At 65.1% G+C, this 23,775-nt stretch carries 24 protein-coding genes and 1 tRNA gene; 15 read left to right on the forward strand and 10 right to left on the reverse strand.

What is annotated here, in order from left to right; genetic code table 11:
* A partial coding sequence (locus RT513_RS12655) for a peptidoglycan-binding protein (protein ID WP_290686717.1) occupies positions 1–1,483 on the reverse strand: 1,483 nt, incomplete at its 3' end.
* 143 nt (positions 1,484–1,626) lie between these two features.
* Between RT513_RS12655 and RT513_RS12660 the strand changes: the two genes are divergently transcribed.
* The 8 genes from RT513_RS12660 to glmM all read left to right on the forward strand — a co-directional run bounded on the left by RT513_RS12660 (position 1,627) and on the right by glmM (position 12,111).
* Positions 1,627–2,556 (forward strand): glycine--tRNA ligase subunit alpha, encoded by a 930-nt coding sequence (locus RT513_RS12660; protein ID WP_088214333.1) that lies wholly within the window; start codon positions 1,627–1,629, stop codon positions 2,554–2,556.
* On the forward strand, positions 2,553–3,038 hold the full coding sequence (locus tag RT513_RS12665; RefSeq protein ID WP_179209116.1) for a DUF6446 family protein: 486 nt from the start codon (positions 2,553–2,555) through the stop codon (positions 3,036–3,038). Before RT513_RS12660 ends, RT513_RS12665 begins: the two co-directional genes overlap by 4 nt.
* Positions 3,019–5,295 carry a glycine--tRNA ligase subunit beta gene (gene glyS / locus RT513_RS12670; protein ID WP_290686723.1) on the forward strand — a complete coding sequence of 759 codons (2,277 nt, stop codon included), beginning with the start codon at positions 3,019–3,021 and terminating at the stop codon, positions 5,293–5,295. The genes RT513_RS12665 and glyS overlap by 20 nt, the downstream gene beginning before the upstream one ends.
* Positions 5,296–5,374: 79 nt before the next feature.
* Positions 5,375–7,912: a putative PEP-binding protein gene (locus RT513_RS12675; protein ID WP_373447783.1), complete on the forward strand. Its 2,538-nt coding sequence runs from the start codon at positions 5,375–5,377 to the stop codon at positions 7,910–7,912.
* Positions 7,913–8,093: 181 nt separating this feature from the next.
* Positions 8,094–8,732, forward strand: a complete 639-nt coding sequence (locus RT513_RS12680) for a cell wall hydrolase (protein ID WP_290686725.1) — start codon at positions 8,094–8,096, stop codon at positions 8,730–8,732.
* A 93-nt stretch (positions 8,733–8,825) separates the two neighbouring features.
* Entirely contained in the window at positions 8,826–9,707 is an 882-nt protein-coding gene (locus RT513_RS12685; protein ID WP_290686728.1) for a dihydroneopterin aldolase, read from the forward strand.
* 38 nt (positions 9,708–9,745) lie between these two features.
* Positions 9,746–10,765 (forward strand): dihydropteroate synthase, encoded by a 1,020-nt coding sequence (gene folP, locus RT513_RS12690; RefSeq protein WP_290686730.1) that lies wholly within the window; start codon positions 9,746–9,748, stop codon positions 10,763–10,765.
* The gene (gene glmM, locus RT513_RS12695) at positions 10,762–12,111 is read left to right on the forward strand and encodes a phosphoglucosamine mutase (RefSeq protein WP_290686731.1); all 1,350 of its coding nucleotides are present in this window, start codon (positions 10,762–10,764) and stop codon (positions 12,109–12,111) included. Before folP ends, glmM begins: the two co-directional genes overlap by 4 nt.
* Before the next feature lie 73 nt (positions 12,112–12,184).
* Here glmM and opgC read toward each other — a convergent pair whose 3' ends face one another.
* Positions 12,185–13,360, reverse strand: a complete 1,176-nt coding sequence (gene opgC / locus RT513_RS12700; RefSeq protein WP_290686733.1) for an OpgC domain-containing protein — start codon at positions 13,358–13,360, stop codon at positions 12,185–12,187.
* Between the two features lie 217 nt (positions 13,361–13,577).
* Here opgC and RT513_RS12705 point away from each other — a divergent pair.
* The 3 genes from RT513_RS12705 (at position 13,578) to RT513_RS12715 (ending at position 14,574) form a co-directional block, all read left to right on the forward strand.
* Positions 13,578–13,654: transfer RNA gene (locus tag RT513_RS12705), tRNA-Met, on the forward strand.
* A gap of 304 nt (positions 13,655–13,958) precedes the next feature.
* A complete protein-coding gene (locus RT513_RS12710) occupies positions 13,959–14,186 on the forward strand; it encodes a hypothetical protein (protein WP_290686736.1) in 228 nt (75 codons plus the stop codon).
* A 187-nt stretch (positions 14,187–14,373) separates the two neighbouring features.
* Entirely contained in the window at positions 14,374–14,574 is a 201-nt protein-coding gene (locus RT513_RS12715; protein WP_290686737.1) for a hypothetical protein, read from the forward strand.
* 13 nt (positions 14,575–14,587) lie between these two features.
* Here the strand turns inward: RT513_RS12715 and RT513_RS12720 are convergent, their stop codons facing one another.
* The gene (locus RT513_RS12720; protein ID WP_290686739.1) at positions 14,588–14,920 is read right to left on the reverse strand and encodes a DUF982 domain-containing protein; all 333 of its coding nucleotides are present in this window, start codon (positions 14,918–14,920) and stop codon (positions 14,588–14,590) included.
* 57 nt (positions 14,921–14,977) lie between these two features.
* The gene (locus RT513_RS12725) at positions 14,978–15,184 is read right to left on the reverse strand and encodes a cold-shock protein (protein ID WP_035713291.1); all 207 of its coding nucleotides are present in this window, start codon (positions 15,182–15,184) and stop codon (positions 14,978–14,980) included.
* 511 nt (positions 15,185–15,695) lie between these two features.
* On the opposite strand from RT513_RS12725, the gene RT513_RS12730 reads away from it, so the two are divergent.
* Positions 15,696–16,472 (forward strand): alpha/beta fold hydrolase, encoded by a 777-nt coding sequence (locus tag RT513_RS12730; protein ID WP_290686743.1) that lies wholly within the window; start codon positions 15,696–15,698, stop codon positions 16,470–16,472.
* Here RT513_RS12730 and RT513_RS12735 read toward each other — a convergent pair.
* The 3 genes from RT513_RS12735 to RT513_RS12745 all read right to left on the reverse strand — a co-directional run bounded on the left by RT513_RS12735 (position 16,453) and on the right by RT513_RS12745 (position 18,295).
* Complete coding sequence (locus RT513_RS12735) at positions 16,453–17,529, reverse strand: 5-(carboxyamino)imidazole ribonucleotide synthase (protein WP_088214345.1); 1,077 nt, start codon at positions 17,527–17,529, stop codon at positions 16,453–16,455. The two genes, RT513_RS12730 and RT513_RS12735, sit on opposite strands and share 20 nt — an antisense overlap.
* Positions 17,522–18,007 carry a 5-(carboxyamino)imidazole ribonucleotide mutase gene (gene purE / locus RT513_RS12740; protein ID WP_088214346.1) on the reverse strand — a complete coding sequence of 162 codons (486 nt, stop codon included), beginning with the start codon at positions 18,005–18,007 and terminating at the stop codon, positions 17,522–17,524. The genes RT513_RS12735 and purE overlap by 8 nt, the downstream gene beginning before the upstream one ends.
* A gap of 69 nt (positions 18,008–18,076) precedes the next feature.
* Positions 18,077–18,295 (reverse strand): YdcH family protein, encoded by a 219-nt coding sequence (locus tag RT513_RS12745; RefSeq protein WP_088214347.1) that lies wholly within the window; start codon positions 18,293–18,295, stop codon positions 18,077–18,079.
* Between the two features lie 164 nt (positions 18,296–18,459).
* On the opposite strand from RT513_RS12745, the gene RT513_RS12750 reads away from it, so the two are divergent.
* Positions 18,460–18,873, forward strand: coding sequence for an Hsp20 family protein (locus tag RT513_RS12750; RefSeq protein ID WP_035744946.1), 414 nt, complete (start codon positions 18,460–18,462; stop codon positions 18,871–18,873).
* Positions 18,874–18,884: 11 nt separating this feature from the next.
* Positions 18,885–19,112, forward strand: a complete 228-nt coding sequence (locus tag RT513_RS12755; protein ID WP_035744949.1) for a DUF1150 family protein — start codon at positions 18,885–18,887, stop codon at positions 19,110–19,112.
* Between the two features lie 67 nt (positions 19,113–19,179).
* Here the strand turns inward: RT513_RS12755 and RT513_RS12760 are convergent, their stop codons facing one another.
* From RT513_RS12760 to trxB, 3 genes are all read right to left on the reverse strand, one after another.
* Positions 19,180–19,545: a response regulator gene (locus RT513_RS12760; protein WP_290686754.1), complete on the reverse strand. Its 366-nt coding sequence runs from the start codon at positions 19,543–19,545 to the stop codon at positions 19,180–19,182.
* A gap of 373 nt (positions 19,546–19,918) precedes the next feature.
* Positions 19,919–21,664, reverse strand: coding sequence for a bifunctional sulfate adenylyltransferase/adenylylsulfate kinase (locus RT513_RS12765; RefSeq protein WP_088214350.1), 1,746 nt, complete (start codon positions 21,662–21,664; stop codon positions 19,919–19,921).
* Between the two features lie 204 nt (positions 21,665–21,868).
* Complete coding sequence (gene trxB / locus RT513_RS12770) at positions 21,869–22,912, reverse strand: thioredoxin-disulfide reductase (protein ID WP_088214351.1); 1,044 nt, start codon at positions 22,910–22,912, stop codon at positions 21,869–21,871.
* 204 nt (positions 22,913–23,116) lie between these two features.
* Between trxB and RT513_RS12775 the strand changes: the two genes are divergently transcribed.
* Positions 23,117–23,617 carry an Lrp/AsnC family transcriptional regulator gene (locus RT513_RS12775; RefSeq protein ID WP_035744952.1) on the forward strand — a complete coding sequence of 167 codons (501 nt, stop codon included), beginning with the start codon at positions 23,117–23,119 and terminating at the stop codon, positions 23,615–23,617.
* The last annotated feature ends 158 nt before the right edge of the window (positions 23,618–23,775 follow it).

Here is a 23,775-nt window from a genome sequence, read left to right on the forward strand (position 1 = left end):
GGTCGAGCACCGGCCCGCCCGCGTCCCCGGGCGTCGTGCGGAGGGCCAGCCGCGCCCGCCCATCCGTCTCGCCGTTGTAGCGCCCCTTGAGGATCGCAGCCCGCGCCCCGCCCGGCGTCGCCCCATAGCCCGCCGCGACGATCTCTCCGCTTCCCAGCGGCTTCAGCGGCGCGCCCGCAGGCGGGGCGACGGGGCCGGGTGCCATCTGGCCCTCCGGCCGCAGAATGGTGAGCTCGCCGCGCTGTTCCTCAACCACCATCGTAGCCGGGGCTAAGCCCTCCGCCGCCGCGGTGATCCGGGTGCAGCCGGCCACGGCCTCCGTGACGGTCGCCACACGCCCTGCCGCATCGAGCCGGAAGCCGGTGGCACGGCGCGTGGGCCTGCCGATGTCCACCCCGGCCAGCAGGGCCGCGCGATCCGCTTCGCCCATGCTGCCCGCCGTGGGGTCCAATGCGCGGCCGGGCAGGGGGTGGAAGCTGCGCCGGATTTCCGCCACGACACGCTTCATTTCCGCCTCCCGGTCCAGCGGCCAGACCGCGATCCAGCCCTTGATGACATCGCCTTCGAGCCGGGCCTCTCCTTCCGCCGCGCGGCTGCCGTCTCTTGCGCTGAGGGTGAACCCCTCCGGTCCGAAGCTGTTCAGGCGCCCACCGGGAAGGGCGAGGGTCTCTGTCGCCTCGAAGGTGCGTGTCAGCGGGCCGTCCGGTGCGGAGATGAGCAGCACCTCCACCCCGTCGTCGCCCGCATAGCGTACGAAGGGCGGCTCATAACCCCGGAACGCCAAAAGCCCGAGCGGCAGGGTAACGCGGATCCCGGAGGGGCCTTCGGTGACCTCCGTCATGCCGAGATGGGCCACCTGCGCGCGGTAGCGGGCCACAAGGGCCGCACGGCTTTCGGGGCCGGGCGAGCCTGTCTCCGGCTCTCCGTTCAGGCGCTGCCATGCGGAAAGGGCGGCCCGTGTGCCGGAACCGAAAGCCCCGTCGATCCTACCGTCATAAAGGCCGAGCCATGCCAGCGCCGTCTGCGTCTCCCTGCGTTCCTCCAGCGAAAGCTGGCTCTCCGCCCGCCGCGCGCTATCGGGGCCGGTCGGAGCGGTGGGCGCCGCCGGGCGGCGTGGCGGACTGGCGGCGAGCATTGCCTGCGCCTCGGCCCGTACGCCCTGCGGCCAGAAGCGCGCGCCATAGGCCGCACCGCGCATCAGGTAGCTGTCATGCGGAACCCGGCCTTCGCCCTGCAGCTCCGCCAGCCGCTTCTCCGCCTCCGCGCGGGAAAACGGTCCGATGGCAAGCGCGTGCCAGCCGGTGGGCAGCAGGAAGCCGGCCAGATCGGGAAACTCCCGCTGCCAAAGATGCGCCCGATCCAGTGCCTCCGCCTCGGCCGGGCGGGCCTCGATCTGGATCCATACCGCATCCTCGGCCCGGGCGGGTTGGCCCAGCACGAGAGCGAGAGCGATAACCCATGCCGCCACCACAAAAATCCGCATCTCTGCCCCTTCTTCTGCCGTGTTCCCGGCTTTGGAGGCGACATTAGCGCGCCCGCCGCCATTTCGCATCCGCGAAAACGGGGGCTGCCGTTGACCGCCCCGCGCCCCGCGCCTATGGAGATGACGACCTTTCAGGAGGCAGCATGGCACCCGCAACCACCCCCCGGAGCTTTCAGGAGATCATCCTGCGGCTTCAATCCTATTGGGCCGCGAAAGGCTGCGCGGTGTTGCAGCCCTATGACATGGAGGTCGGCGCGGGCACGTTCCACCCGGCAACCACGCTCCGCGCGCTGGGAACGAAGCCCTGGGCCGCGGCCTATGTGCAGCCCTCCCGCCGCCCGACGGACGGCCGCTATGGTGAGAATCCGAACCGGCTTCAGCACTACTACCAGTATCAGGTGCTGATCAAACCGTCGCCGCCCGATCTTCAGGCGCTATATCTGGGCTCGCTCGATGCCATCGGCATCGACACGGCGCTCCATGACATCCGCTTCGTGGAGGATGACTGGGAAAGCCCGACGCTGGGCGCTTGGGGGCTGGGCTGGGAGGTCTGGTGCGACGGGATGGAGGTGAGCCAGTTCACCTATTTCCAGCAGGTCGGCGGCCATGACTGCAAGCCCGTTTCGGGCGAGCTGACGTATGGGCTGGAACGGCTGGCCATGTATGTCCTGGGCATCGACCACGTGATGGACATGCCCTTCAACGACCCCGCCGCGCCCATTCCGCTCAGTTATGGCGACGTGTTCCGCCAGACGGAGCAGGAATACAGCCGCTGGAACTTCGATCAGGCCGATACGGCGATGCTGCTCCGGCATTTCGAGGATGCGGAGGCGGAGTGCGAACGCATACTCTCCGCCCCGGAGGTGGACAAGGCAGGCCGTCGGATCGTCATGGCGCATCCGGCCTATGACCAGTGCATCAAGGCCAGCCACCTGTTCAACCTGCTGGACGCCCGCGGCGTGATCTCCGTGACGGAGCGGCAGGCCTATATCGGGCGGGTGCGCGCGCTGGCCAAGAAATGTGCCGATGCCTTCGTTACGACAGAGGCGGGCGGAGCAGGGGAAGCGGCGTGAATGGCAGGCTCGTCGGCGGGATACTGATCGGCGCGGCGCTCATCGCGGGCGCCGCAATCTACTGGTTGCAGGTCTATGCCTTCTATCGCGACGTGCCGGAGGCGGAAGCCGCGCTCACGCTGACCGACCGGAACGGGCAGGTGGAGCCGCTGGCGGTCAGCGACTTTCGCGCCATCGACGCCTCCTCCTCCCCCATCCGGTTCCGCGCCTGTTTCCGCACCCGCCTGACGGCGCAGGAGGTGGAGCGCTTCGCCCCCTATCCCGGTGCGGAGCCGCTGATCGCGCCGCGCTGGTTCGATTGCTTCGACGCCCCCGCCATCGGCGCGGCGCTTGCCTCCGGCGCGGCGAAGGCTTTCCTTGGCGCGGCGCATTCCGAAGGGTATGACCGCGTCATTGCCCTCTATCCCGACGGCCGGGCCTATGCCTGGCAGCAAATCAACCCGACTTTCGCGCGAGAGACCGATGCCAGACCTGCTCCTTGAACTCTTCTCCGAGGAAATCCCGGCGCGGATGCAGGCCAAGGCCCGCGACGATCTGAGGAAGCTCGTCACCGACGGGCTGGTGGAGGCGGGGCTGACCTATGCCGGGGCTGCGGCCTTTTCCACGCCGCGGCGGCTCACGCTGACGGTTCACGGCCTGACCGCCGAGAGCCGCGCCGTGCGGGAGGAGCGCAAGGGGCCGCGGGTCGATGCACCGGCGCAGGCCATCGAGGGCTTCCTGCGCGCCACGGGGCTGACGCAGGAGCAGCTTGAGATCCGCGCCGACAAGAAGGCGCAGGTCTATTTCGCCGTGGTCGAAAAGCCCGGGCGCCCCGCGCCGGAGATCGTGGCGGAGGTGGTGGAGCGCACGATCCGCACCTTCCCCTGGCCGAAATCCATGCGCTGGGGGTCCGGGTCGCTCCGCTGGGTGCGGCCGCTGCATTCGATCCTCTGCCTGCTCACCAGCGAGGCGGGGGCGGAGATCGTGCCCTTCGCGGTGGACGGGATCAAGGCGGGCGCCATCACCGAAGGCCACCGTTTCATGGCGCCGGGCCGCTTTGCCGTCACGGGGTTCGAGGACTACGCCGCCAAGCTGAAGGCCGCGAAGGTGATGCTCGACCCGGCCGAACGGGCCGATCACATCCGCAACGACGCCGCCCAGATGGCCTTTGCGCAGGGCTTGGAGATCGTGGAGGATGCGGGCCTTCTGGCGGAGGTCGCGGGGCTGGTCGAATGGCCGGTCGTGCTGATGGGCCCGATCGGGGAGGAGTTCCTGACCCTGCCGCCGGAGGTGCTGCAAACCTCCATGAAGGAGCATCAGAAGTTCTTCTCCGTCCGCGACAAGGCGGGCCGGATCGTGAAGTTCGTGACCGTCGCCAACCGGGAGACGGCGGATGACGGCGCGACCATCCTTCAGGGCAATGGCAAGGTGCTGCGCGCCCGCCTGTCGGATGCGCGGTTCTTCTGGGAAAACGACCTGCGCACCGTGAAGGCGGAGGGGCTGGAGGGCATGGCCGCGGGGCTGGCCCATGTGACCTTCCACAACCGGCTGGGCTCGCAGGCCGACCGGATCGGCCGGATCGAGGCGCTGGCGCGGGAACTGGCCCCGGTGACGGGCGCCTCTCCCGATCTGGCGGCGGAGGCCGCACGGGTCGCGAAGGCGGACCTGCAATCGGCCATGGTCGGGGAGTTCCCGGAGCTTCAGGGGGTGATGGGCGGCTATTATGCCCGGGCTGCCGGCCTGCCCGATGCGGTGGCCGATGCCTGCAAGGCGCATTACTCGCCGCTCGGGCCCTCCGACGAGGTTCCGACGGAGCCGGTCTCCGTCACCGTGGCGCTGGCGGACAAGCTGGACACGCTCACCGGCTTCTGGGCGATCGACGAGAAACCCACGGGCTCGAAGGATCCCTTCGCGCTCCGCCGCGCCGCGCTGGGGGTGATCCGGCTCGTGCTGACGAACGGGCTGCGGCTATCTCTCACGAAGGTGATAGATTGGATTTGGATGTCGCACGAAATGCGGCTGAATGCCGATGGCCATGGCTATAAGCCTGAAATGTATCGTATTGAGTTAAAAATACAGGAGCTTATCGAAGCAGAATCTCAATATATAGATAACCTGGATGATATTCTTTTAATGCGCAGGAAGTTGGAGGAAGAACTTAAAGTCTTAGAAGCGGAACAACTCAAAACCCTTAAACTAGGGAACTTTAATCGCTACGAGCTAGAAGATCTTACGCCCAATCTGCTCGCCTTCTTCCACGATCGGCTGAAGGTTTACCTGCGGGATCAGGGCATCCGCCATGACGTGATCGACGCTTGCCTCGCAATGCCGGGCAACGATGATCTCACGCTGCTGGTGAAGCGGGCGGAGGCGGTCGCTGCCTTCCTGAAGTCGGAAGATGGCGAAAACCTGATCCAGGGGTTCAAGCGCGCCAACAACATCCTCACGGCGGAGGAAAAGAAGGACGGCGTTGAATATTCCTTCGGGCCGGACGTGAAATATGCCGAAGCGCCCGAGGAAAAGGCGCTCTTTGCCGCGCTGGACAGGGCGGAGGCCGAAATCGCGCCGGCACTGGCGTCCGGGGATTTTGCCGCCGCGATGACGGCGACAGCCGCCCTCCGCCAGCCGATCGACGCGTTCTTCGAGGCAGTGCAGGTCAATACCGAGAATCAGGTGCTGCGGAGAAACCGGTTGAACCTGCTGAACCGGATCCGCACCATCTGCACGCGGGTGGCCGATCTGGGCCGCATCGAAGGCTGACGCTGCGTCGCGGCAATTTTCGGACCGCCGGACTTGCCGGATCGGCAAGCGCGGATATGTAAAAGGGGGGATTGCTGCGGTGCAGAAAGTGACGGATTTCGTCTCCATCACGCCGACGGCGACGATCGCCGTCCAGAGCCACGGCTGGCGGGCGAAATGCCTCCAGCGGCTTGTGCGTCTGCAGATGCCGGTTCCGCCGACGGTGGCGCTCTCCTTCGATGCGGTGCGGGCGCTGGCGGCTGGTTATCCGCTGGATGCCTCCGCACTCACCGATCTGCTGGGTCCGGGGCAGCTTATCTGCGTCCGGCCCAGCCCCGAGAATACCGAATGGGGCGGGCCCTCCGCCGTTCTGAACATCGGCATGGGCGAGGAGTGCCACAACGCGCTGTCCGAAACCCATGGGCGGGAGGCGGCGGATGCGCTCTATCTCCGCTTCGTGCAGGCCTATGCCGTCAACGTTGCGCGCCTGGACCCCGACATGTTCGAGACCGACATGCCCACGGCGGAGGCGCTGCGCTTTGCGCTGCGCGCCTATGAGGACGAGACCGACGAACCCTTTCCGCAAGAGGCGGAACGGCAGCTCGCCGATGTGCTCCGCTCCATGTCGCGGGCGTGGGAGGGCACGTCGGCGCGGCTGCTGCGGCAGGCGAAAGGCGCGCCGGTGGATGCGGGGCTTGGTCTTGTCGTGCAGGCCATGGCGCTGGGTCTGGGCCGGGCGGAATCCGGCTCCGGTGTCATGCAGTTCGTTGACAGCACCACGGGCAAGCCGCGGATCACCGGTCGCTACCTCAGCCAGAGTCAGGGGCGGGAGGCGCTGGCACGGCGCGAGGGCTCGCTCTACCTGACCCGCGATCCGCGGGGTCCTTCGCTTGAGGAACTTTGCCCCGGCCCCTTCGACGAACTGATCCGGCTGGGCGCGGTGAGCCGTCAGGGTCTGCGCGAGGAAATGCAGATCGAGTTTACCATCGAGAACGGCCATCTGCACGTTCTGGACGCGCTGAAGGTCGCGCGCACCTCGCGCGCGGCGGTCACCATCGCGGTGGCGTTGGCCGAGGACGGCGTCATCGAGCGGGAGGAGGCGCTTCTGCGCATCCAGCCCCGCGCGCTTTCCGAACTCCTGCACCCGCAGGTCGATCCCGCGGGCGAACGCGACGTGATCGTCAAGGGTATCGCCGCCAGCCCCGGTGCCGCACAGGGTCGTATCGTGTTCAGCGCGATGGCGGCGCAGGCCATGTCCGCGCGCGGGGAAGCCTGCATCCTCGTCCGCCGCGAAACGGCGCCGGAGGATGTCCGCGGCATGCATGCGGCGAAGGGCATCCTGACGGAGCGTGGCGGCATGACCAGCCACGCGGCGGTCATCGCACGGGGGCTTGGCCTTCCCTGTGTCGTCGGCGCCTCGTCTCTCCGGTTCAACCCGCGGGACAGGACCCTTACCGCGATGGACGGGCGCATCTTTCACGAAGGCGATGTGATCACGATAGACGGTACGCGCGGTGAGGCGCTGGCCGGTGCGCCCGGATTGCTGGAACCGGCATTGGACGACGCGTTCTACAGCCTGCTTCACTGGGCGGATGCGGTGCGCGATATCGGTGTCCGCGCCAATGCCGACACGCCCGACGACGCCCGCATGGCCCGTGTCTTCGAGGCGGAGGGCATCGGCCTGTGCCGCACCGAACACATGTTCTTCGAGGAAGGCCGTCTGACCGTGATGCGGGAGATGATCTTCGCCGATCGGTCCGAGGACCGCGCCGAGGCGCTGGACCGTCTGCTGCCCATGCAGCGCGATGATTTTGTCGAGCTGTTCGAGATCATGGACGGCCACCCCGTCTGCATCCGTCTGTTCGACCCGCCGTTGCATGAGTTCCTGCCCCAGACCCGTGACGGAATGCGCGAACTGGCCGAAGCGCTGGATCGCCCGCTGTCGGAAGTCACGCGGCGGGTGGAATCCATGACCGAATTCAATCCGATGCTGGGTCTGCGGGGCGTGCGGCTGGGCATTGCGATGCCCGAGATCTACGACATGCAGGTCCGCGCGATCTTTGAGGCGACGCTGGAAATCGGCCGTCGCGGCAAGCGGGTTGTGCCCGAAATCATGATCCCGCTCGTCTCCGCTCAGCGAGAGGTGGAACTGGTGAAGGCCCGGATCGACGCCGTCGCCGCGCTGGTGCAAGCCCGCATGGGCGTGCCGCTGGATTTCCGGCTCGGGGTCATGGTGGAAACGCCGCGTGCCGCGCTCCGGTCGGGCGATCTTGCACAGCACAGCGCCTTCCTGAGCTTCGGCACCAATGACCTGACCCAGATGACCTATGGCCTGTCTCGTGACGACGCGGGCCGGTTCATGAGCACTTACGTCCAGCAGGGCGTGTATCCCGAAGACCCCTTCCATCGGCTCGACACCGAAGGCGTGGGGGAGCTTCTGCTGATCGGCGCGGAGCGGGGGAAGCGGGTGAATCCCGATCTCACCCTCTCCATCTGCGGGGAGCACGGAGGCAATCCCGAATCGATTTCCTTCTGTCGTGCGGCAGGATTCGATTATGTTTCCTGTTCGCCGTTTCGTGTTCCGGTTGCAAGACTGACGGCCGCTCATCTTGCGCTAGAGAAGTGGAAGCGCAGGTAATTATCTAGAAGTTTCCGCTTAGTATCGGAAATATCTCATATTATTTGCAGAAAACTATCGGCGGGGTTCCGCCGATAAGCGTTGCATTTTTGCCACGTGAGTGGACCGCCCCTGCGATTGCCGCCTAATTCCCCTCCTCATGCCCCCTCGGGGCGCGAATGAAAACCAGTCGGGGAATGGGATGACCAGGACAGGACGGGGTATCGCGGTGGCTCTGGCTCTGGCCTTGGGATCACCGGCGACCGCCTTTACCGACGCGGCGACAACCGCGACGAGAGCGCAGGATGCGAACCATACAGCGGATGATGTGCGAAGGCCCGTCGATCCATGGCTTGTGAAAGCCGTCTCTGCCCCCGCGGCGGGAGAGATGCGTGTCCGCTACGATGCGAACTGGCTGGACGACCAGCCCAAGGCGAATGGCCATGCGAACTGGCGTTGTCTGGCCAAGGCCGTCTATTTCGAATCGCGCGGTGAGCCGCTGCAGGGACAGTTCGCCGTCGCGGAGGTAATCCTCAACCGCGTCGAAAACCGGCAATGGCCGAATTCCATCTGTGGTGTGGTGAAGCAGGGCTGTCAGTTCTCCTTCATGTGCGACGGCACGCCCGACCATATTGCGGAACGGAAGGCGTATGAGCGCGCGGGCAAGATCGCGCGGCTGATGCTGGACGGTGCTCCACGCCAGCTCACCTATGGCGCGACCTTCTTTCACACGGTCCATGTAAAGCCGGGCTGGTCGCGCAAGATGGCGCGGACCACCCTCATCGGCGACCATCTGTTCTACCGGCTGCCCGGCGCGACGCAACGCGTGGCAGTGGACTGAGGGCGGGACTGAGGTCGCGAACGGCATTGCTGGCATCTTCGGCGGCATCGTCTTAGGATCGGTGCCTTGCAGATGCCGCGCGAGGAGCCTCCGATGACCGATGAAACCCGCCTCGCCTTTGCTCACCCGGAGGCGCGCGCGGCGGCCACAGCGTCGGACCCGCCGCTCGACCGGATCAGCCTGCGCGATCATGTGGTGGAGGCCGATATCGGCGCCTTTGCGGAGGAGCGGGGCAGGCGGCAACGACTGCGGTTCGACATCGTGGTGGAGGTCGCGGCCCGGCCGGAGGGCAGCGACGACGACGTGGATCACATCCTGTCCTACGACCGGCTGGCGGAGGCCGTGCGCGATGAACTGGCGGAGGGGCGGGTCAACCTGCTCGAGACGCTGGCAGAGGGCGTGGCGGACCGCATCCTGTCGCATCGCCTGGCGCGGCGCGCCTTCATCCGCATCCAGAAGCTCGACCGCGGGCCGGGCGCGCTTGGGGTGGAGATCATGCGGACGCCGGGGGAGGAAACCCGGACGGAGAGTGCGCTTCCCGCCTTTGCCCTGCTGCTGGTGACCGCCGGGGAAGCTGCGTGCACGCCGGAGCTGCTGGGCGGGGTCGGAGAGGCCGTGGTGATCTGTCCGGGCCTTCCGGGAGATCGCCCCGTTGCGGCCAGCCCGGCGGCGCAATGGCGGATCGACCTCCTCGCGCTCGATCAGGCGGCCTGGCTCATCGCTGCGGCGGATCCGCAGCTTTCCGTCGTGGCTTCCCGCACAGAGATGGACTGGTCGCTCCGTCAGGGGCGGCCCACAGTCTGGGCGCCTGCCAAGATGCTTCTGGATGCGGGTGGGGAGGGTCTCCCCGCGCCGGACGATCCCGGTGCGCTCGCCATGTGGCTGGCGGTACGGCACGGGGCGGAGCGGATCATCGCCCCGGAGGGTCTTTCGGTGCCGTCGGGACCCGTCGCCATTACGCGCCGACCGGCCTAGCTCTTGCCTCCAGAGCTGCTTTCCGCCACAGAAACCGCATGACTTATTGGCGTCCTATTGTGATGAGCGACCCTGCCATGCCGGAGGCGGCGCTGCCGCTGGCGGGCGGCCCGCTCTGGTTCGACCGGGTGGAGATGTGGGAGCGGGGCGGGCCGAGGAGCCTGCTTCCCGCGCGTGATCTGCCGTCTGAGATGCGGGTACGGCTTACAGAACCGCGTGCGCCGGTGGGGGGGCTTCAGCTCGACCATCCGGTGGTGATGGGGATCCTGAACGTCACGCCCGACAGCTTCTCCGACGGCGGGTGCCACGATACCCCGGACGCCGCGCTGGGCCATGCCCGCAGCATGATCGCCGCCGGGGCGGAGATCCTCGACATCGGCGGAGAGTCGACCCGTCCGGGCGCCCCCGAAGTGCCTGTGCGGGAGGAGATCGCCCGGACCGAGCCGGTGATCGCCGCCCTGAACGCCGGGAGGGCGGTGCCGCTCTCCATCGATACGCGGAAGGCGGTCGTGGCGCGGGTCGCGGTCGCGGCGGGGGCAGCGCTGGTCAACGACGTGACAGGTCTCGACTTCGACCCGGGCATGGCGGCTGCGGTGGCGGAGACGGGCGCGGCGCTCTGTGTCATGCACTCGCGGGGCACGCCGGAGACGATGAATGGCCTGACCGCCTATGACGATGTGCTTGCCGATGTCTATGACTGGCTGGAGGCCGCCGTCCTGCGGGCGGAGGCGGCGGGTATTCCGCGCAGCCGGATCGTGGTGGACCCGGGTATCGGCTTTGCCAAGACGGCGGAGCAGAACGTGGCTCTGCTGCGGGGGCTGTCGCTGTTTCACGGGCTGGGCTGCGGGTTGCTGATCGGCGTCTCGCGCAAGCGCTTCATCGGCACGATCGGCGGTGCGGCAGAGCCTCGCCAGCGCATGCCGGGATCGGTCGCCGTGGCTCTTGCCTGCGCCGGGCAGGGGGCGCAGATCCTGCGCGTGCATGATGTGGCCGAGACGGTTCAGGCGCTGCGGTTGTGGCGCGCCATGACGGGCAGAGGTTGGGAGACGGAAGAATGACACGCAAGCTCTTCGGCACGGACGGAGTACGGGGGCAGGCCAACACCTACCCGATGACCGCCGAAATGGCCTTGCGTCTTGGCGCGGCGGCGGGGCGCTATTTCCGCCGCGACGGGCTGAACCGGCATCAGGTGGTGATCGGCAAGGACACGCGTCTGTCGGGCTACATGCTGGAGAACGCGCTGACGGCGGGGCTGACCTCCACCGGCATGAACGTTCTGCTGCTCGGGCCTGTGCCGACGCCTGCGGTGGGCTTCCTCACCCGCTCCATGCGGGCGGATGTCGGGATCATGATTTCCGCCAGCCACAACCCGCATCAGGACAACGGCATCAAGTTCTTCGGCCCTGACGGTTTCAAGCTGTCCGATGAGGCCGAGGCGGAGATCGAGGCGATGGTGGCGGGGGAAATCCTGCCGGCCAAACCGCAGAACATCGGGCGGGCCAAGCGGATCGACGACGGGCGTGGACGCTATGTGGAATATGCCAAGACGACCTTTCCCGGGCGGGGGCGGCTGAACGGGCTGAAGATCGTGGTGGATTGCGCCAATGGTGCGGCCTATCGCGCCGCGCCGGAGGTGCTCTGGGAACTGGGGGCGGAGGTGATCGCCATCGGGGTGTCGCCCGACGGGTTCAACATCAACGCCAACTGCGGCTCCACCCATCCCGAAACCGCGGCGCGGCGCGTGCTGGCCGAGGGGGCTGACCTTGGCATCGCGCTTGACGGTGATGCCGACCGGGTGATCCTGATCGACGAACAGGGCGCGATTGCCGATGGCGACCAGATCATGGCGCTGCTGGCCCGGCGGATGCAGGAGCGCGGCACGCTCGCCCATGAGACGCTCGTGGCGACGGTCATGTCGAACCTCGGGCTGGAGCGTTATCTCGCGGACCGGAGCATCGCGTTGAAGCGAACGCCGGTCGGTGACCGCTACGTGGTCGAGGCGATGCGGGAGGGCGGCTTCAACCTTGGCGGCGAGCAGTCGGGCCATATCGTGATGACCGACTACACCACCACGGGGGACGGGCTGGTCGCGGCGCTGCAGTTTCTCGCCGCGATGGCGGATACGGGGGAGAAGGCGAGCGCGCTCGCCCGCCAGTTCACGCCCGTTCCCCAGTTGCTGCGGAACGTCCGCTATACGGCGGGGCAGGAGCCGCTTGCCCTCAAAAGCGTGCGGGATGCGATCGCGGAGGCGGAGCGCGCATTGAATGGCCGTGGCCGGCTGCTCATCCGCAAGTCCGGCACGGAGCCACTGATCCGGGTGATGGCCGAGAGCGAGGATGATACGCTGACGGAGACGGTCGTCTCGGGCGTCGTCGACGCGGTGGAAGCGGCCACGCGCGGCTGAACGGAAAAAGGCCGCCTTTACGGGCGGCCCTGATCGCTTTGACTGCCGGGCCGCAACGGCGGCCCATTCATTCTCACACCACGGCAGCCGCAGCGCGCTTGCGCTTGATCTCTTCATGCATCCACGCGGTGATGTAGAGGGGGAGGGGCGAGAGCAGCACGATGATGTTCGCCGTCATTGCGGAGACGTCCCGGCCCTCCGCCCAGATCTCGATCACATAGACGGCGAGGATGTGGATGGTGAACACCTGCAGCGAGTGCCGCCCCAGCGTCGTCAGGAAGGGCCGGGTGAAGAGCCAGTTGGCAAAGACCGAGGCCTTGTTGATCCACCGGAGGCTGCTGTCCTGCCCGGCCGAGATCAGCCAGACGATCAGGAACAGGTCGAGGAAGAACGCCACCACATAGATCGGCGCGAGCATCGCCCTGTCGGACGTCCAGTAGAGCGTGTTGCTGTAATCTGGCCCGAACCAGTGCTGGCGCACCGCGATGTCGAACACCGCCAGCGCGGTGAACCCGACCAGTCCGACGAAGAACACCTGCTCATAGGCGGGCTTCTTCAGGAACTCGAGCGACAGCGTCTTGTTCGCCATGAGATAGCCCGGATAAAGCCCCGCAAAGAACAGAACCTGCCAGCCGAGAACGTCGAAATAGATGCCGATGTTGACCGGGTGGCCCATCTCGCGCAGCGCACCCTCTATCGGCGGCTGGAGGATGTCCGTCAGCCCGAGTTGCGCGCCCAGCCACAGCAGGACGGATGTGATGAGCACCACCGGCCCACGCCCCGTCTTGAAGGCCCAGAGCACGAAAGGCGTGGCGATCATGAAGAACACATACATCGGCAGGATGCCCATATGCATCGAACCACCGACGAGCAGCAGCGAGACAAGCGTGAACAATACCGGCTCCCGCGCATAGGAGGACAGGATGGCCGGAACGTCGGCGAAGGCCGCAAACACCAGCGCCGCCACGAGAAACACACCGATCAGCGCGGCCTGATAAGCGTATATCTTGCGGACGCGGGACCAGATGCTGCTGGTCATCGTCTCATACCCGCGCTTGAGGAGGATCTTGCCATAGACAAGCCCCACCACCAGCCCGGAAACAAAGACAAAGCCCTGCGCGTCCTCCACCCAGCCGATGGAGTGGTGGGTCAGAACCCCGATGGGCGCGTTCACGATGGGCGCAACATGCGCGATCATCATGAACAGCAGGAAATACCCGCGAAATCCGTCAATTAGCGTGAGTCGCATGGGATCTCTCCGAATGAAAATCAGGGTTCGGAAAGCGGAACCCTTTGGCGGCTAACGCTGTAGGCCGGGATTCGATCCGTGAAAAGGTCGCGACGGGCAAAATCCCGCCATATCGCCGTGAGGCGGAGGAAAGATACCGCCGACGGCATGGAACTGCAAAAAAAGCGGCACCCGGGCTTGACGCGCCACCGGGGCTGGAATACCTACGCGCCACTTCGGCGGAGTAGCTCAGTTGGTTAGAGCAGAGGAATCATAATCCTTGTGTCGGGGGTTCAAATCCCTCCTCCGCTACCAGAAGCCCCCCAACGGGGCTCCGGTGGTCGCCGATAGCCAGCACTTGATATCGATGGTCGCGGCTTAACCCTTCCATATTCCTGTGCTTCCGGACCTGCGGGTGATGGAAATCACCGGCAGAGATTGTGCCCGGGAGGTATCGTCGTCGTTGCGGCATTCGTCCGAACGTCGGTATCCCGGCAAAGGGACGAAACCCTGCCCGCCGCGACAGCACATTGAGAACGCATGGCACCCATGCGTTTGCCTGGATTGCAAACAGCTCCGGTTCGGGCTGTGCTGCATCAGGTATTTTTCAGGTGCATTCATGGAATCCGACGCGGATTTGCAGCTCATTCTTCATGTGCGGAACATTAACGAGTTCCTGAAGGGCTTTCTCGAGGCGACGGTTGAGGGCCTCAGCCCGGACGCCAGAACTCATCTCGAGGCGCTGATCGACACGTCCAACGCGCTTCTCGTGGCGCTTGCGGCTCCATCGGGCGGGAGCCGGTCCTTAGCGCAATGTGAGTTGCCCAGCCCCTCCCGGCTCGGATGACCCTATGGGCGGACGGACGTTGTATGAAGCCCGCCCGGACCCATCGGCAGGGGTGCGTTGCAATTCGTCAGGGAGCGCTACCTGTAACCCTAATGTTCAAGCGTTACGCGAACTGCCGAAAGGGTAGCTGGTTTCCAGCCTTGCCCCCGGCCAGAGCAGCGCCAACCAGCAAAATCAGGAGTTTTTCATGACCGCGAAGGCAGGGACCGCGAAGGCAGATGCACGACACGTTGCCCGCAAGTCGATCTTCGATGATGTCTATGACGACGCACAGTGGGGAAAAGGCAGGAACTTCGCCCCGCGCCCGGCACCGAAAGCGGCCGAGGGAGACGAAGTCTGGCAACTGACCCTCGGCAAGGGGCGGGAGAAGCCCCGCAAGGTCAAGTAAGCCGGACGTTCACTCAGGCGTTGTGCCGCCGCGCTCCGGCGACCAGGTTTTCCGATACGAAGCCAGCACTCCGTGCTGCCGCAATGAACGCGCGACGCGCCGTGCCGACAGAGACCATGCAGTCCATGGCCGCATCAAGCTGATCGACAGCCTGCTGGCGCGCGTCGTCGGATATCGGCCACTTGCGGCGCAGCCAGTAACTTGCCTGTTCGATGGTGCTGAATTTCTGCACGTCGCCGTCGGGAGACGTGACAAAAGACAGGGGTTCACCCCAGTTAATTTCGATCAAAATATACTTCTTTCTGGAAGGTGGATCGCCCGCATCCCTGATGTCGAGGCAGTCCATGAAGGTGCGGGATCGGCATGTCGCCGGTCCCGCCTTGGTATGGTAGAGACTGGACGCTCAGGCCAGCGAGAGGTTCGTCGCCGATTCGCGACCATTGCGGTCACGCTCGATATCGAACGTCACGGCTTGGCCGTCATTGAGACCGCGGAGGCCCGCACGCTCAAGCGCGCTGATGTGGACGAACACGTCCTTGGAGCCGCCTTCGGGCTGAATGAAGCCGAAGCCTTTGGTGGAGTTGAACCATTTTACGGTGCCATTGGCCATCGTAATACTTCCTTATCATAGATGTCGCCCGCAGGAGGCGGCGACCCGGCAAAGCTGAAAATCGAAAGCTGAGCCGAAAGGAACAGGTTCGAAAAGCATAGATGCCGGTCGTATATAAGTGTTGGGGAAATAATTGCGAGTGGGCAAGTTAAAATTTCTTGGTTTGATGCAAAGAAAGTTCTGGAAGCGGGGCAGGGGTGCTCCCGTTCTCACCAGATTGCTTCATCCCAAAGCCTTTTCAAGGTTCCGGCCCCTCCTGGTGGGCAGCTGAAAACGGCTTTCAGGTCTGCCTTGGAGCGGAAATCGTTCGCAACTTGGCACCGTCCGGTCGGAAGGCCGCACATTTCGCATTCATTCAGGAGCTGATTCTCCAATCTCCGGCGCACAGGCATGACACTTCGGCCCGCTGGAGGCCAATCGGGTGACTGTCGGGCGCGGGTTGGGATCGCCCGGGGATCAGCCGGAGCGGACGACTGTCGCCAAGATATTCCGGCGCTGCTAGCGTCGAAGGATGCGATTCCCTCTCCTCCTCGTCTTCTGTCTGCTGCCCCCCGCCTGTGCCGGTGCGCAGGAGCCGGGGCGGGACCGTGACTGCGTGGTGCTGCTGCACGGGCTGGCGCGGACAGAGACGTCTTTTCTGTTGATGGAGGAGGCGCTGGAGCATCGCGGCTACCACGTCGTGAATTCCAGCTATCCCTCCACGGACGCGCCGGTGGAGGCCCTTCTGGGTGATGTCGATACCGCGGTTGCGGCCTGCGGCGGGGCGGAGGTGAATTTTGTCACCCATTCCATGGGCGGTATCCTGCTCCGCGCATGGTTCGCGCAGTCCCGGCCCGACCGGCTGGGGCGCGTCGTGATGCTGGCGCCTCCCAACGGCGGGTCGGAGATCGTGGACGAATTTGCGGGGCTCGAACTGTTCCGCTATATCAACGGCCCCGCAGGCATGGAGCTCGGAACCGGCCCGGAGAGCCTGCCGAACCGCTTGCCGCCGGTGGATTTTCCGCTTGGCATCATCGCGGGCAACCGGTCGCTGAATCCGATCTTCTCATCGCTGATAGAGGGGCCGGATGATGGAAAGGTCTCGGTTGAGAGCACAAAGGTGGCAGGCATGACCGATCATATCGTGCTGCACGTCACGCATACATTCATGATGAACAACCCGCTGGTGATCGCCGAGACGATACGGTTCCTTGAAACCGGCGCCTTCGATCATGCAATGACCGGCAGCGCGGCGCTCCGCAGCCTCACCACCGGGCCGGGGGGGCTGTTCAGCGCCCCGCTGGAATGATCCTGTTCACATGCCCCATCTTGCGACCCGGCCGCGCCTCGGACTTGCCGTAGAGATGCAGCGCGGTATTGGCCTGCCGGGAAAGGTCGGGGACGCGCAGCACATCGTCGCCGATCAGGTTCTCCATCTCCACATCCGCGATCCGGTGCCCATCGCCCAGCGGCCAGCCCGCGACGGCGCGGATGTGCTGCTCGAACTGATCGATGACGCAGCCGTTCTGCGTCCAGTGGCCGGAATTGTGGACGCGGGGGGCGATCTCGTTCACCAGCAGCCCGGCTTCGGTGACGAACAGTTCCACGCCGATCACGCCCACGTAGTCGAGGGCATTCAGGATACGCGCCGCAACCAGAACGGCGTCGCTTCTCTGCGCCGGGCTGAGGGTGGCGGGGACGCGAGTGGTGTGCAATATCCCGTCCCGGTGGACATTTTCCCCCGGATCGTAGGCGGCGACCGAACCGTCGAGCCCGCGCGCGGCAATGACCGACACTTCCCGGCTGAAACTGACGAAACCCTCCAGCACGGCCTCCGCCCCTGCCATGGCGGTAAAGGCATGATCGGCCTCCTCCGGGTTGCGGATGCGGGCCTGCCCCTTGCCGTCATAGCCGAGGCGGGTTGTCTTCAGGATCGCAGGAGTGCCGATTTCCGCCAGCGCCTGCGTCAGATCGTCCCGCGTCGTGACACGACGGTAGGGCGCGGTGACGAGGCCCAGAGATGTCAGGAAGTCCTTTTCCGCGATGCGGTCCTGGCTGATGGCCAAGGCCCGGCGGCCGGGGCGGATCGGGCGGATAGCCTCGATTGTGTCGAGAGAGGCGGTCGGCACATTCTCGAACTCATAGGTCACCACATCGACGGAGCCGGCAAAGGCCACCAGCGCTTGCCGGTCTTCCCAGGCGGCGGTCGTCACGCGCTCGGCGACCTGACCGGCGGGCGGATTCGGCGCGGGGTCGTAGATATGGCAGCGCAACCCCAGCCGCGCGGCCGCGACGGAAAGCATGCGGCCAAGCTGACCGCCGCCAAGAATGCCGATCACGGCTCCGGGGGGAAGTGCGTCACTCATCAACCGGCTCCTCGGGAATGGAGGCGGAAAGCGCCTCTCGCCAGGCATCCAGGCGGGCAGCAAGTGCTGCATCGCCGAGCGCCAGTATACCTGCCGCCATAAGGCCGGCATTCGCCGCGCCTGCCGCTCCGATCGCCATGGTCGCCACCGGGTAACCTTTCGGCATCTGCACGATGGAATAGAGACTGTCCACGCCCGAGAGCGCCCGCGTCTGCACCGGCACGCCGATCACCGGCACCCGCGTCTTGGACGCCATCATGCCCGGCAGATGCGCGGCGCCGCCTGCACCCGCGATGATGACCTTCAAGCCGCGCGAGGCGGCTGTGCGACCATAGTCCCAGAGCCGGTCGGGCGTCCTGTGTGCCGAAACGATGCGCTTTTCGTAAGCCACGCCGAGCTCATCCAGCACCGCCGCCGCTTCGCGCATCGTCGGCCAGTCCGACTGGCTGCCCATGATGATGCCGACCTGAAAGTCCATCCCGATCTCCCGTCTGATGGCGCGGGACTATAGCCATCACGTGGCGGCGGGCAACCTCGCCCGGGGGCTTCAGGCGATGATGTCGGGGGTAAGCAGGTCTTCGTAGCGCTGAATGCGGTCCTTCAGCAGCAATTTCTGCTTTTTCAGGCGGCGAAGGGTAAGCTGATCGCTGCGGCCGGTCTCCTCCAGCGCGAGGATCGCCGCGTCCAGATCGCGGTGCTCGCGCTTCAGCAGCTCAAGCCTGATGCGCATGGCTTCTTCCGTCTCGAATTCCTGCGGAGCGTTCATCCTGAAATCCGTGCGACTGGCCTGGGAGGCCGAATATAGCGGGGCGGAGCCATGAAGGCAAAGCCGCAGCACTTGCGGGAGCGGAAAGTGCGCCCCATATTCAAATCTGAGGGTCGCCGATCTCCGGGACTCCAAGCAACGTCGCTTTTCAAGGACTTGCCACGATGACGAAACTGACTTTTGCTGCCCATCCCTATCTTCTGGGCTTCGATCAGCTTGAGCGGCTGGTAGAGCGGACGGCGAAAAACGGCAATGACGGCTATCCGCCGTACAACATCGAACAATCGGGTGAGAACGCCTACCGGATCACGCTCGCCGTTGCGGGCTTCCGGGATGAGGATCTGTCTATAACGCTGGAAGACCGCCAGCTCGTCATTCGGGGTCGTCAGGCCGATGAGCAGGCAGAACGCGTCTTCCTTCATCGTGGTATAGCCGCCCGACAGTTCCAGAGGAGTTTTGTCCTTGCCGAAGGCGTGGAGGTACGGGGCGCCAGCCTGGAGAACGGGCTGCTGCACCTTGACCTGGCGCGGAGCCGCCCGGAATCGGTTGTCCGGACCATCGAAATCAACAAGAGTTGAAGGAGGACATCATGGACGCGGAATTTGAACTTTCCCAAGCTGGCGCGGAACGCATCGTCTATGTCCGCCCCGTCGAAGTGTCCGAGCTGCCGGAAATCGTCCAGGAACAGGCGCTGGGCGCGAAACAGCTCTATGCGCTTTATGATGAGGACGGCGAGCGTCTCGCGCTCGTGCGGGATCGCCGCATCGCCTTTGCGCTGGCACGGGAGAATAACCTCGCCCCTGTGAGCGTTCACTGAAATCGCACTAATCAACAATGAAAAACGGCCCCCGGAAGCACCCGGGGGCCGTTTGTCTATTGGACCCTCAGTGACCGGAGGAGCCGGGAGCGATTTCCATGTCGTTCTCGATCAATGCGGCGAGGGTGAGGGCGACATTCTCGGGCTGCGTGGGCTTGGCGCAGACCGCAGCGCCCTTGTAGCGGCGTGTCAGCTCGCCGGAATTGTGCCGACCGGTGTGAAACACAATGGGAACGTGCCGCAGCACCAGATCGTCGGCCAGCGGAAACACCGCTTCCCCTGCCAGATCGACATCCAGGATGGCGCCGTCGATCTGCCCCTGACCCAGCACTTCGAGCGCGCGTCTGAGGCGGTGACAGGGGCCGATCACGCTCGCCCCCATGTCTTCCATCACGAAAGTGAGGTCGAGCGCCAATATGGCTTCGTCCTCCACGATGAGAATATTCTTTCCACTTAACATTTTGCCACTAATCGCGCTGCTCATCGCGATCCTTTCCGCTCGCCGTCCGTGCCTGCCGAAGGACGATCATGAAATTCTTCTGGCCGAATGCTTCCGAGGTTGTAGCTGGCACGATCCGACCTTTGTTCGTTGTACCACGGGTCAATGACGCCATTGGATTTCAGTTGGAACGCCAAGACAGGCAGGAGAGTTCCCGCGTTGGTTCCTAAAACCGACTGTCCGCGCAAGACATTGAGCAATTCATAAGAATGCGTCCGGCGTGCAACACCCGCCCGCCAAAAGGATACGGGCGGCGCTGGCAAGGCGCCGCCCGAAAATCGGGTCCACATCCCCAGATCGGGGCTGTTCAGTGCCGGATAAGACCCAGACCCGTCAGCTTTTCGAGAATCTGGGACGCACATTCGGCGACGTCCCGACCTTCGGTCTCGATCCGAAGGTCTGGCGAACCGGGTGTCTCATAAGGGTCGGAAATCCCGGTGAATTCTGCTATCTTTCCGGCGCGGGCGAGTTGGTAGAGCCCTTTCCGATCGCGCCGTTCGCACTCCTCCAGGCTCGTCGCGACATGGACCTCCAGAAAAGTCCCGTGCGATTCGACCATGTCCCGCACGGCCTGCCGCGTCGCGGCATAGGGCGCGATCGGGGCGCAGACGGCGATACCGCCGTTCTTGGCGATTTCCGAGGCCACAAACCCGATGCGGCGTATGTTGATGTCCCGATGCTCGCGCGAGAAGCCCAGTTCGGACGACAGGTGCTTGCGCACCAGATCGCCGTCCAGCAAGGTCACCTGCCGCCCGCCGATCTCCATCAGCTTGACGAGCAGCGCGTTTGCGATGGTCGATTTTCCCGAGCCGGAAAGCCCGGTCATGAACACCACGAAGCCCTGCTTGGATCGGGGCGGAGAGGTCCGGCGCAGTTCCGTCACGACGGAAGGGAAGGAGAACCAGTCCGGTATCTCCTGACCCTCGCGCAGACGACGGCGAAGTTCGGTGCCGGAAATGTTGAGGATGGTCGCGCCATCCTCCACCTCGTCACGAGGCTCGTACTGGCCGCGCTCCGCCACATAGACCATCTGGCGAAAATCGACGAGCGTCACGCCGATCTCATCCGCATGGGTGCGGAACAGATCCTGCGCGGCATAGGGATCGTAGAAATCCTCCCCCTTGCCGTTCTTGCCCGGACCTGCATGGTCGCGGCCGACAATGAAATGCGTGCAGCCATGATTGCGGCGGATCAGGCCGTGCCACACGGCCTCCCGCGGGCCACCCATTCGCATGGCAAGGTTCAGGAGGCTGAGCTCCGTGCTTTCCGTCGGATATTGGTCCAGCACCGCCTCGTAGCAGCGCACGCGCGTGAAATGGTCGATGTCGCCCGGTTTGGTCATGCCGACGACGGGGTGGATCAACAGGTTCGCCCCGGCTTCCCGCGCGGCGCGGAAGGTCAGTTCCTGGTGCGCGCGGTGCAGCGGGTTGCGCGTCTGGAAGGCCACGACGCGGTTCCAGCCGCGTTCCCGGAACAGGGCGCGGAGTTCGTTGGGCGACTTGCGGCGCGACTGGAAATCGTAATGCGCCGGGGCCTGAAGACCGGTGATCTGCCCGCCAAGATAGACCTCGCCCGCGATATCGTGGAGATAGGCGACAGCCGGGTGCGAGGGGTCGTTCGCGCCGAAGACATGCTCTGCCTCACGCACCTTGTCAGGCGACCATTTGTCGTTGACCCTGAGAATGGCGAGGATCACGCCCTCCGCATCGCGAAGCGCGATTTCCGTTCCCTGCGCGATATGCTCCGCAAAGGCCGGAGACACATCCAGCGTTACCGGCATCGGCCAGAGCTGGCCATCCGCGAGCCGCATCGTCTCCACCACGCTGTCGTAGTCGGCGCGGTCCAGAAAACCCTCCAGCGGCGCGAAGCCGCCGTTCATCAGAAGCTCCAGATCGCAGAGCTGTCGCGGCGTCAGATCCCAGGACAGAAGGCCCGCAGCATGGGCTTTCAGCGCCGGGACATCCTCGGGAGCGGCATAAAGCTCCCGGATCGGCGAATGGTTGTCCTGATAGGCAATGCGCGCGACGGAGGCGTCTGCGACGAGATCTTTCATGCTGTCCCTCGGCTTTCCTCGCCGCGGGGAAATCGCGGCGTGCCGGGGCTTAGAGCCGTGCTGGCCTTTCGATCAAGCACGGACAGACGAGGGGGATTGCGAAAAGGCGGATGATCCGCCTTTTCCATGCGGGTCGGGAGAAAAACTTTCTGAAAACCCGAAATGCGCAACGCTGTTTTTGGACTATTCGTCCTGCGCAGGCCCTCACTCCGCGGGGCGCGCGACTCTGCCCGTTGCTTGCGTCACATCGGCGGGCATGTCGTTGGAGATGGTTCCCAGCCCGAGGTCCGGGGTGACCGGCTCCGCCTCGCCCTGCTGCGCGAGCCAGCGCTCCGCATCAAGCGCGGCCATGCAGCCCATGCCGGCCGAGGTCACCGCCTGCCGATAAGTGTGGTCCGTCAGGTCCCCCGCGGCGAAGACGCCGGGGATGGAGGTCTGCGTGCTGCCCGGTTCCACCCAGACGTAGCCGCCCGAATGCAGGCGGAGCTGGTCCTTCACCAGTTCCGAGGCCGGGTGGTGGCCGATCGCCACGAAGAAGCCGTCGCAGGCCACGGTCTGCTCCTCTCCCGTCACGGCGTCGCGCAGCCGGACACCGGTCACGCCCAGCGGATCCGTGGTGCCAAGGATCTCCTCCACCTCACGGTTCCAGAGCACCTCCACCTTCGGATTGGCGAAAAGGCGGTTCTGCATGATCCGCTCCGCCCGGAGCGAATCGCGGCGATGGACGAGGGTGACCTTGCTGGCGAAGTTCGTCAGGAACAGCGCCTCCTCAACGGCGGTATTGCCGCCGCCGATCACCACCACATGCTTGCCGCGGTAGAAGAAGCCGTCGCAGGTCGCGCAGGCGGAGACGCCGAACCCCTTGAACGTCTCCTCCGACGGCAGGCCGAGCCATTTCGCCTGTGCCCCTGTGGCAAGGATCACCGAGTCTGCGGTGAAGGTCTGCCCGCTGTCGGTTTCCGCGCGGAACGGGCGGGAGCGGAGGTCGAGCTGCGACACCATGTCCGGGATCACTTCCGCGCCCATCTCGCGCGCGTGATCGCCCATGCGGAGCATGAGGTCCGGCCCCATTACGGCGGTATCGCCGGGCCAGTTCTCCACATCCGTGGTGATGGTGAGCTGGCCGCCGGGTTGCAGACCCTCGATCACCACAGGTTCCAGCATCGCCCGCGCGGCATAGATCGCGGCAGTATAGCCGGCCGGGCCGGAGCCGATGATCAGGACACGGGTATGACGGGTGTCGGCCATGGGGATCTCCATCTTTGTCGGATAGGGGATATAAGCGTTCCGGGCGCGCGACGGAAGCCGCCGTGCGGGCGGGAGAGTGACGCAGCGCGATCGTCGCCCGGAAGGCTTGCCCTGTCCGCCATAGGGGAATACACCCCCACCGGCGTCGGGCAACAATCTTGCCCCGGCCTCCCCTTTTACGCATCAGATGGAGCGGAGCCGCCAATGGCAGGCGAGAAACTCGACCAGATTGACCGGATGATTCTCGCGGAGTTGCAGGCCGACGGGCGGATGACGAACGTGGAGCTTGCGCGCCGTGTCGGCATTTCCGCGCCGCCCTGCCTGCGCCGTGTGCGTTCGCTTGAGGAACAGGGCTTTATCCGCGGCTACCATGCCGAGGTGGATGGCCAGATGCTGGGCTTCGAGGTGCAGGTCTTTGCCATGGTGCGCCTGACGAGCCAGGCGGAGAAGGACCTGCAGTCCTTCGAACGTCAGTGTCAGGATTGGCCGCTGGTGCGCGAATGCCACATGCTGAACGGTGAGATCGACTTCATCCTGAAATGCGTGGCTCCCGATCTGACCAGCTTTCAGCGCTTCCTGACCGGTGATCTGACCGCCGCGCCGAACGTGGCCAGCGTCAAGACATCACTGGTCATCCGGGGTGCGAAGGACGAACCGGGCGTACCTTTTGAGGTGCTGGAGGAGCGGCTGAAGCGGCTGGCCTGAATTGCGCCGCCGCGGGCCGCGTGATCCGGCGGAGCGGCTAACAGGCTGCTGAAAAGCTCTGAAGCGTCATGCCCATGCTTCATGGAACAGGAAATCGGCCTCGGAATGATCCGACACATGTAGATTTCCGGCGGGATTCCGCCGGATTGTAAACGCTC

The sequence above is a fragment of the Haematobacter sp. genome, from assembly GCF_032102465.1.
Lineage (GTDB): Bacteria > Pseudomonadota > Alphaproteobacteria > Rhodobacterales > Rhodobacteraceae > Haematobacter.

Excerpts from the sequence above, each read along its gene's own strand:
- RT513_RS12660 (WP_088214333.1), top strand. The coding sequence starts at position 1,627 with ATGGCACCCGCAACCACCCCCCGGAGCTTTCAGGAGATCATCCTGCGG.
- glyS (WP_290686723.1), top strand. The coding sequence starts at position 3,019 with ATGCCAGACCTGCTCCTTGAACTCTTCTCCGAGGAAATCCCGGCGCGG.
- RT513_RS12680 (WP_290686725.1), top strand. The coding sequence starts at position 8,094 with ATGACCAGGACAGGACGGGGTATCGCGGTGGCTCTGGCTCTGGCCTTG.
- RT513_RS12685 (WP_290686728.1), top strand. The coding sequence starts at position 8,826 with ATGACCGATGAAACCCGCCTCGCCTTTGCTCACCCGGAGGCGCGCGCG.
- folP (WP_290686730.1), top strand. The coding sequence starts at position 9,746 with ATGACTTATTGGCGTCCTATTGTGATGAGCGACCCTGCCATGCCGGAG.
- glmM (WP_290686731.1), top strand. The coding sequence starts at position 10,762 with ATGACACGCAAGCTCTTCGGCACGGACGGAGTACGGGGGCAGGCCAAC.
- opgC (WP_290686733.1), bottom strand. The coding sequence starts at position 13,360 with ATGCGACTCACGCTAATTGACGGATTTCGCGGGTATTTCCTGCTGTTC.
- RT513_RS12710 (WP_290686736.1), top strand. The coding sequence starts at position 13,959 with ATGGAATCCGACGCGGATTTGCAGCTCATTCTTCATGTGCGGAACATT.
- RT513_RS12715 (WP_290686737.1), top strand. The coding sequence starts at position 14,374 with ATGACCGCGAAGGCAGGGACCGCGAAGGCAGATGCACGACACGTTGCC.
- RT513_RS12720 (WP_290686739.1), bottom strand. The coding sequence starts at position 14,920 with ATGGACTGCCTCGACATCAGGGATGCGGGCGATCCACCTTCCAGAAAG.
- RT513_RS12725 (WP_035713291.1), bottom strand. The coding sequence starts at position 15,184 with ATGGCCAATGGCACCGTAAAATGGTTCAACTCCACCAAAGGCTTCGGC.
- RT513_RS12730 (WP_290686743.1), top strand. The coding sequence starts at position 15,696 with ATGCGATTCCCTCTCCTCCTCGTCTTCTGTCTGCTGCCCCCCGCCTGT.
- RT513_RS12735 (WP_088214345.1), bottom strand. The coding sequence starts at position 17,529 with ATGAGTGACGCACTTCCCCCCGGAGCCGTGATCGGCATTCTTGGCGGC.
- purE (WP_088214346.1), bottom strand. The coding sequence starts at position 18,007 with ATGGACTTTCAGGTCGGCATCATCATGGGCAGCCAGTCGGACTGGCCG.
- RT513_RS12745 (WP_088214347.1), bottom strand. The coding sequence starts at position 18,295 with ATGAACGCTCCGCAGGAATTCGAGACGGAAGAAGCCATGCGCATCAGG.
- RT513_RS12750 (WP_035744946.1), top strand. The coding sequence starts at position 18,460 with ATGACGAAACTGACTTTTGCTGCCCATCCCTATCTTCTGGGCTTCGAT.
- RT513_RS12755 (WP_035744949.1), top strand. The coding sequence starts at position 18,885 with ATGGACGCGGAATTTGAACTTTCCCAAGCTGGCGCGGAACGCATCGTC.
- RT513_RS12765 (WP_088214350.1), bottom strand. The coding sequence starts at position 21,664 with ATGAAAGATCTCGTCGCAGACGCCTCCGTCGCGCGCATTGCCTATCAG.
- trxB (WP_088214351.1), bottom strand. The coding sequence starts at position 22,912 with ATGGCCGACACCCGTCATACCCGTGTCCTGATCATCGGCTCCGGCCCG.
- RT513_RS12775 (WP_035744952.1), top strand. The coding sequence starts at position 23,117 with ATGGCAGGCGAGAAACTCGACCAGATTGACCGGATGATTCTCGCGGAG.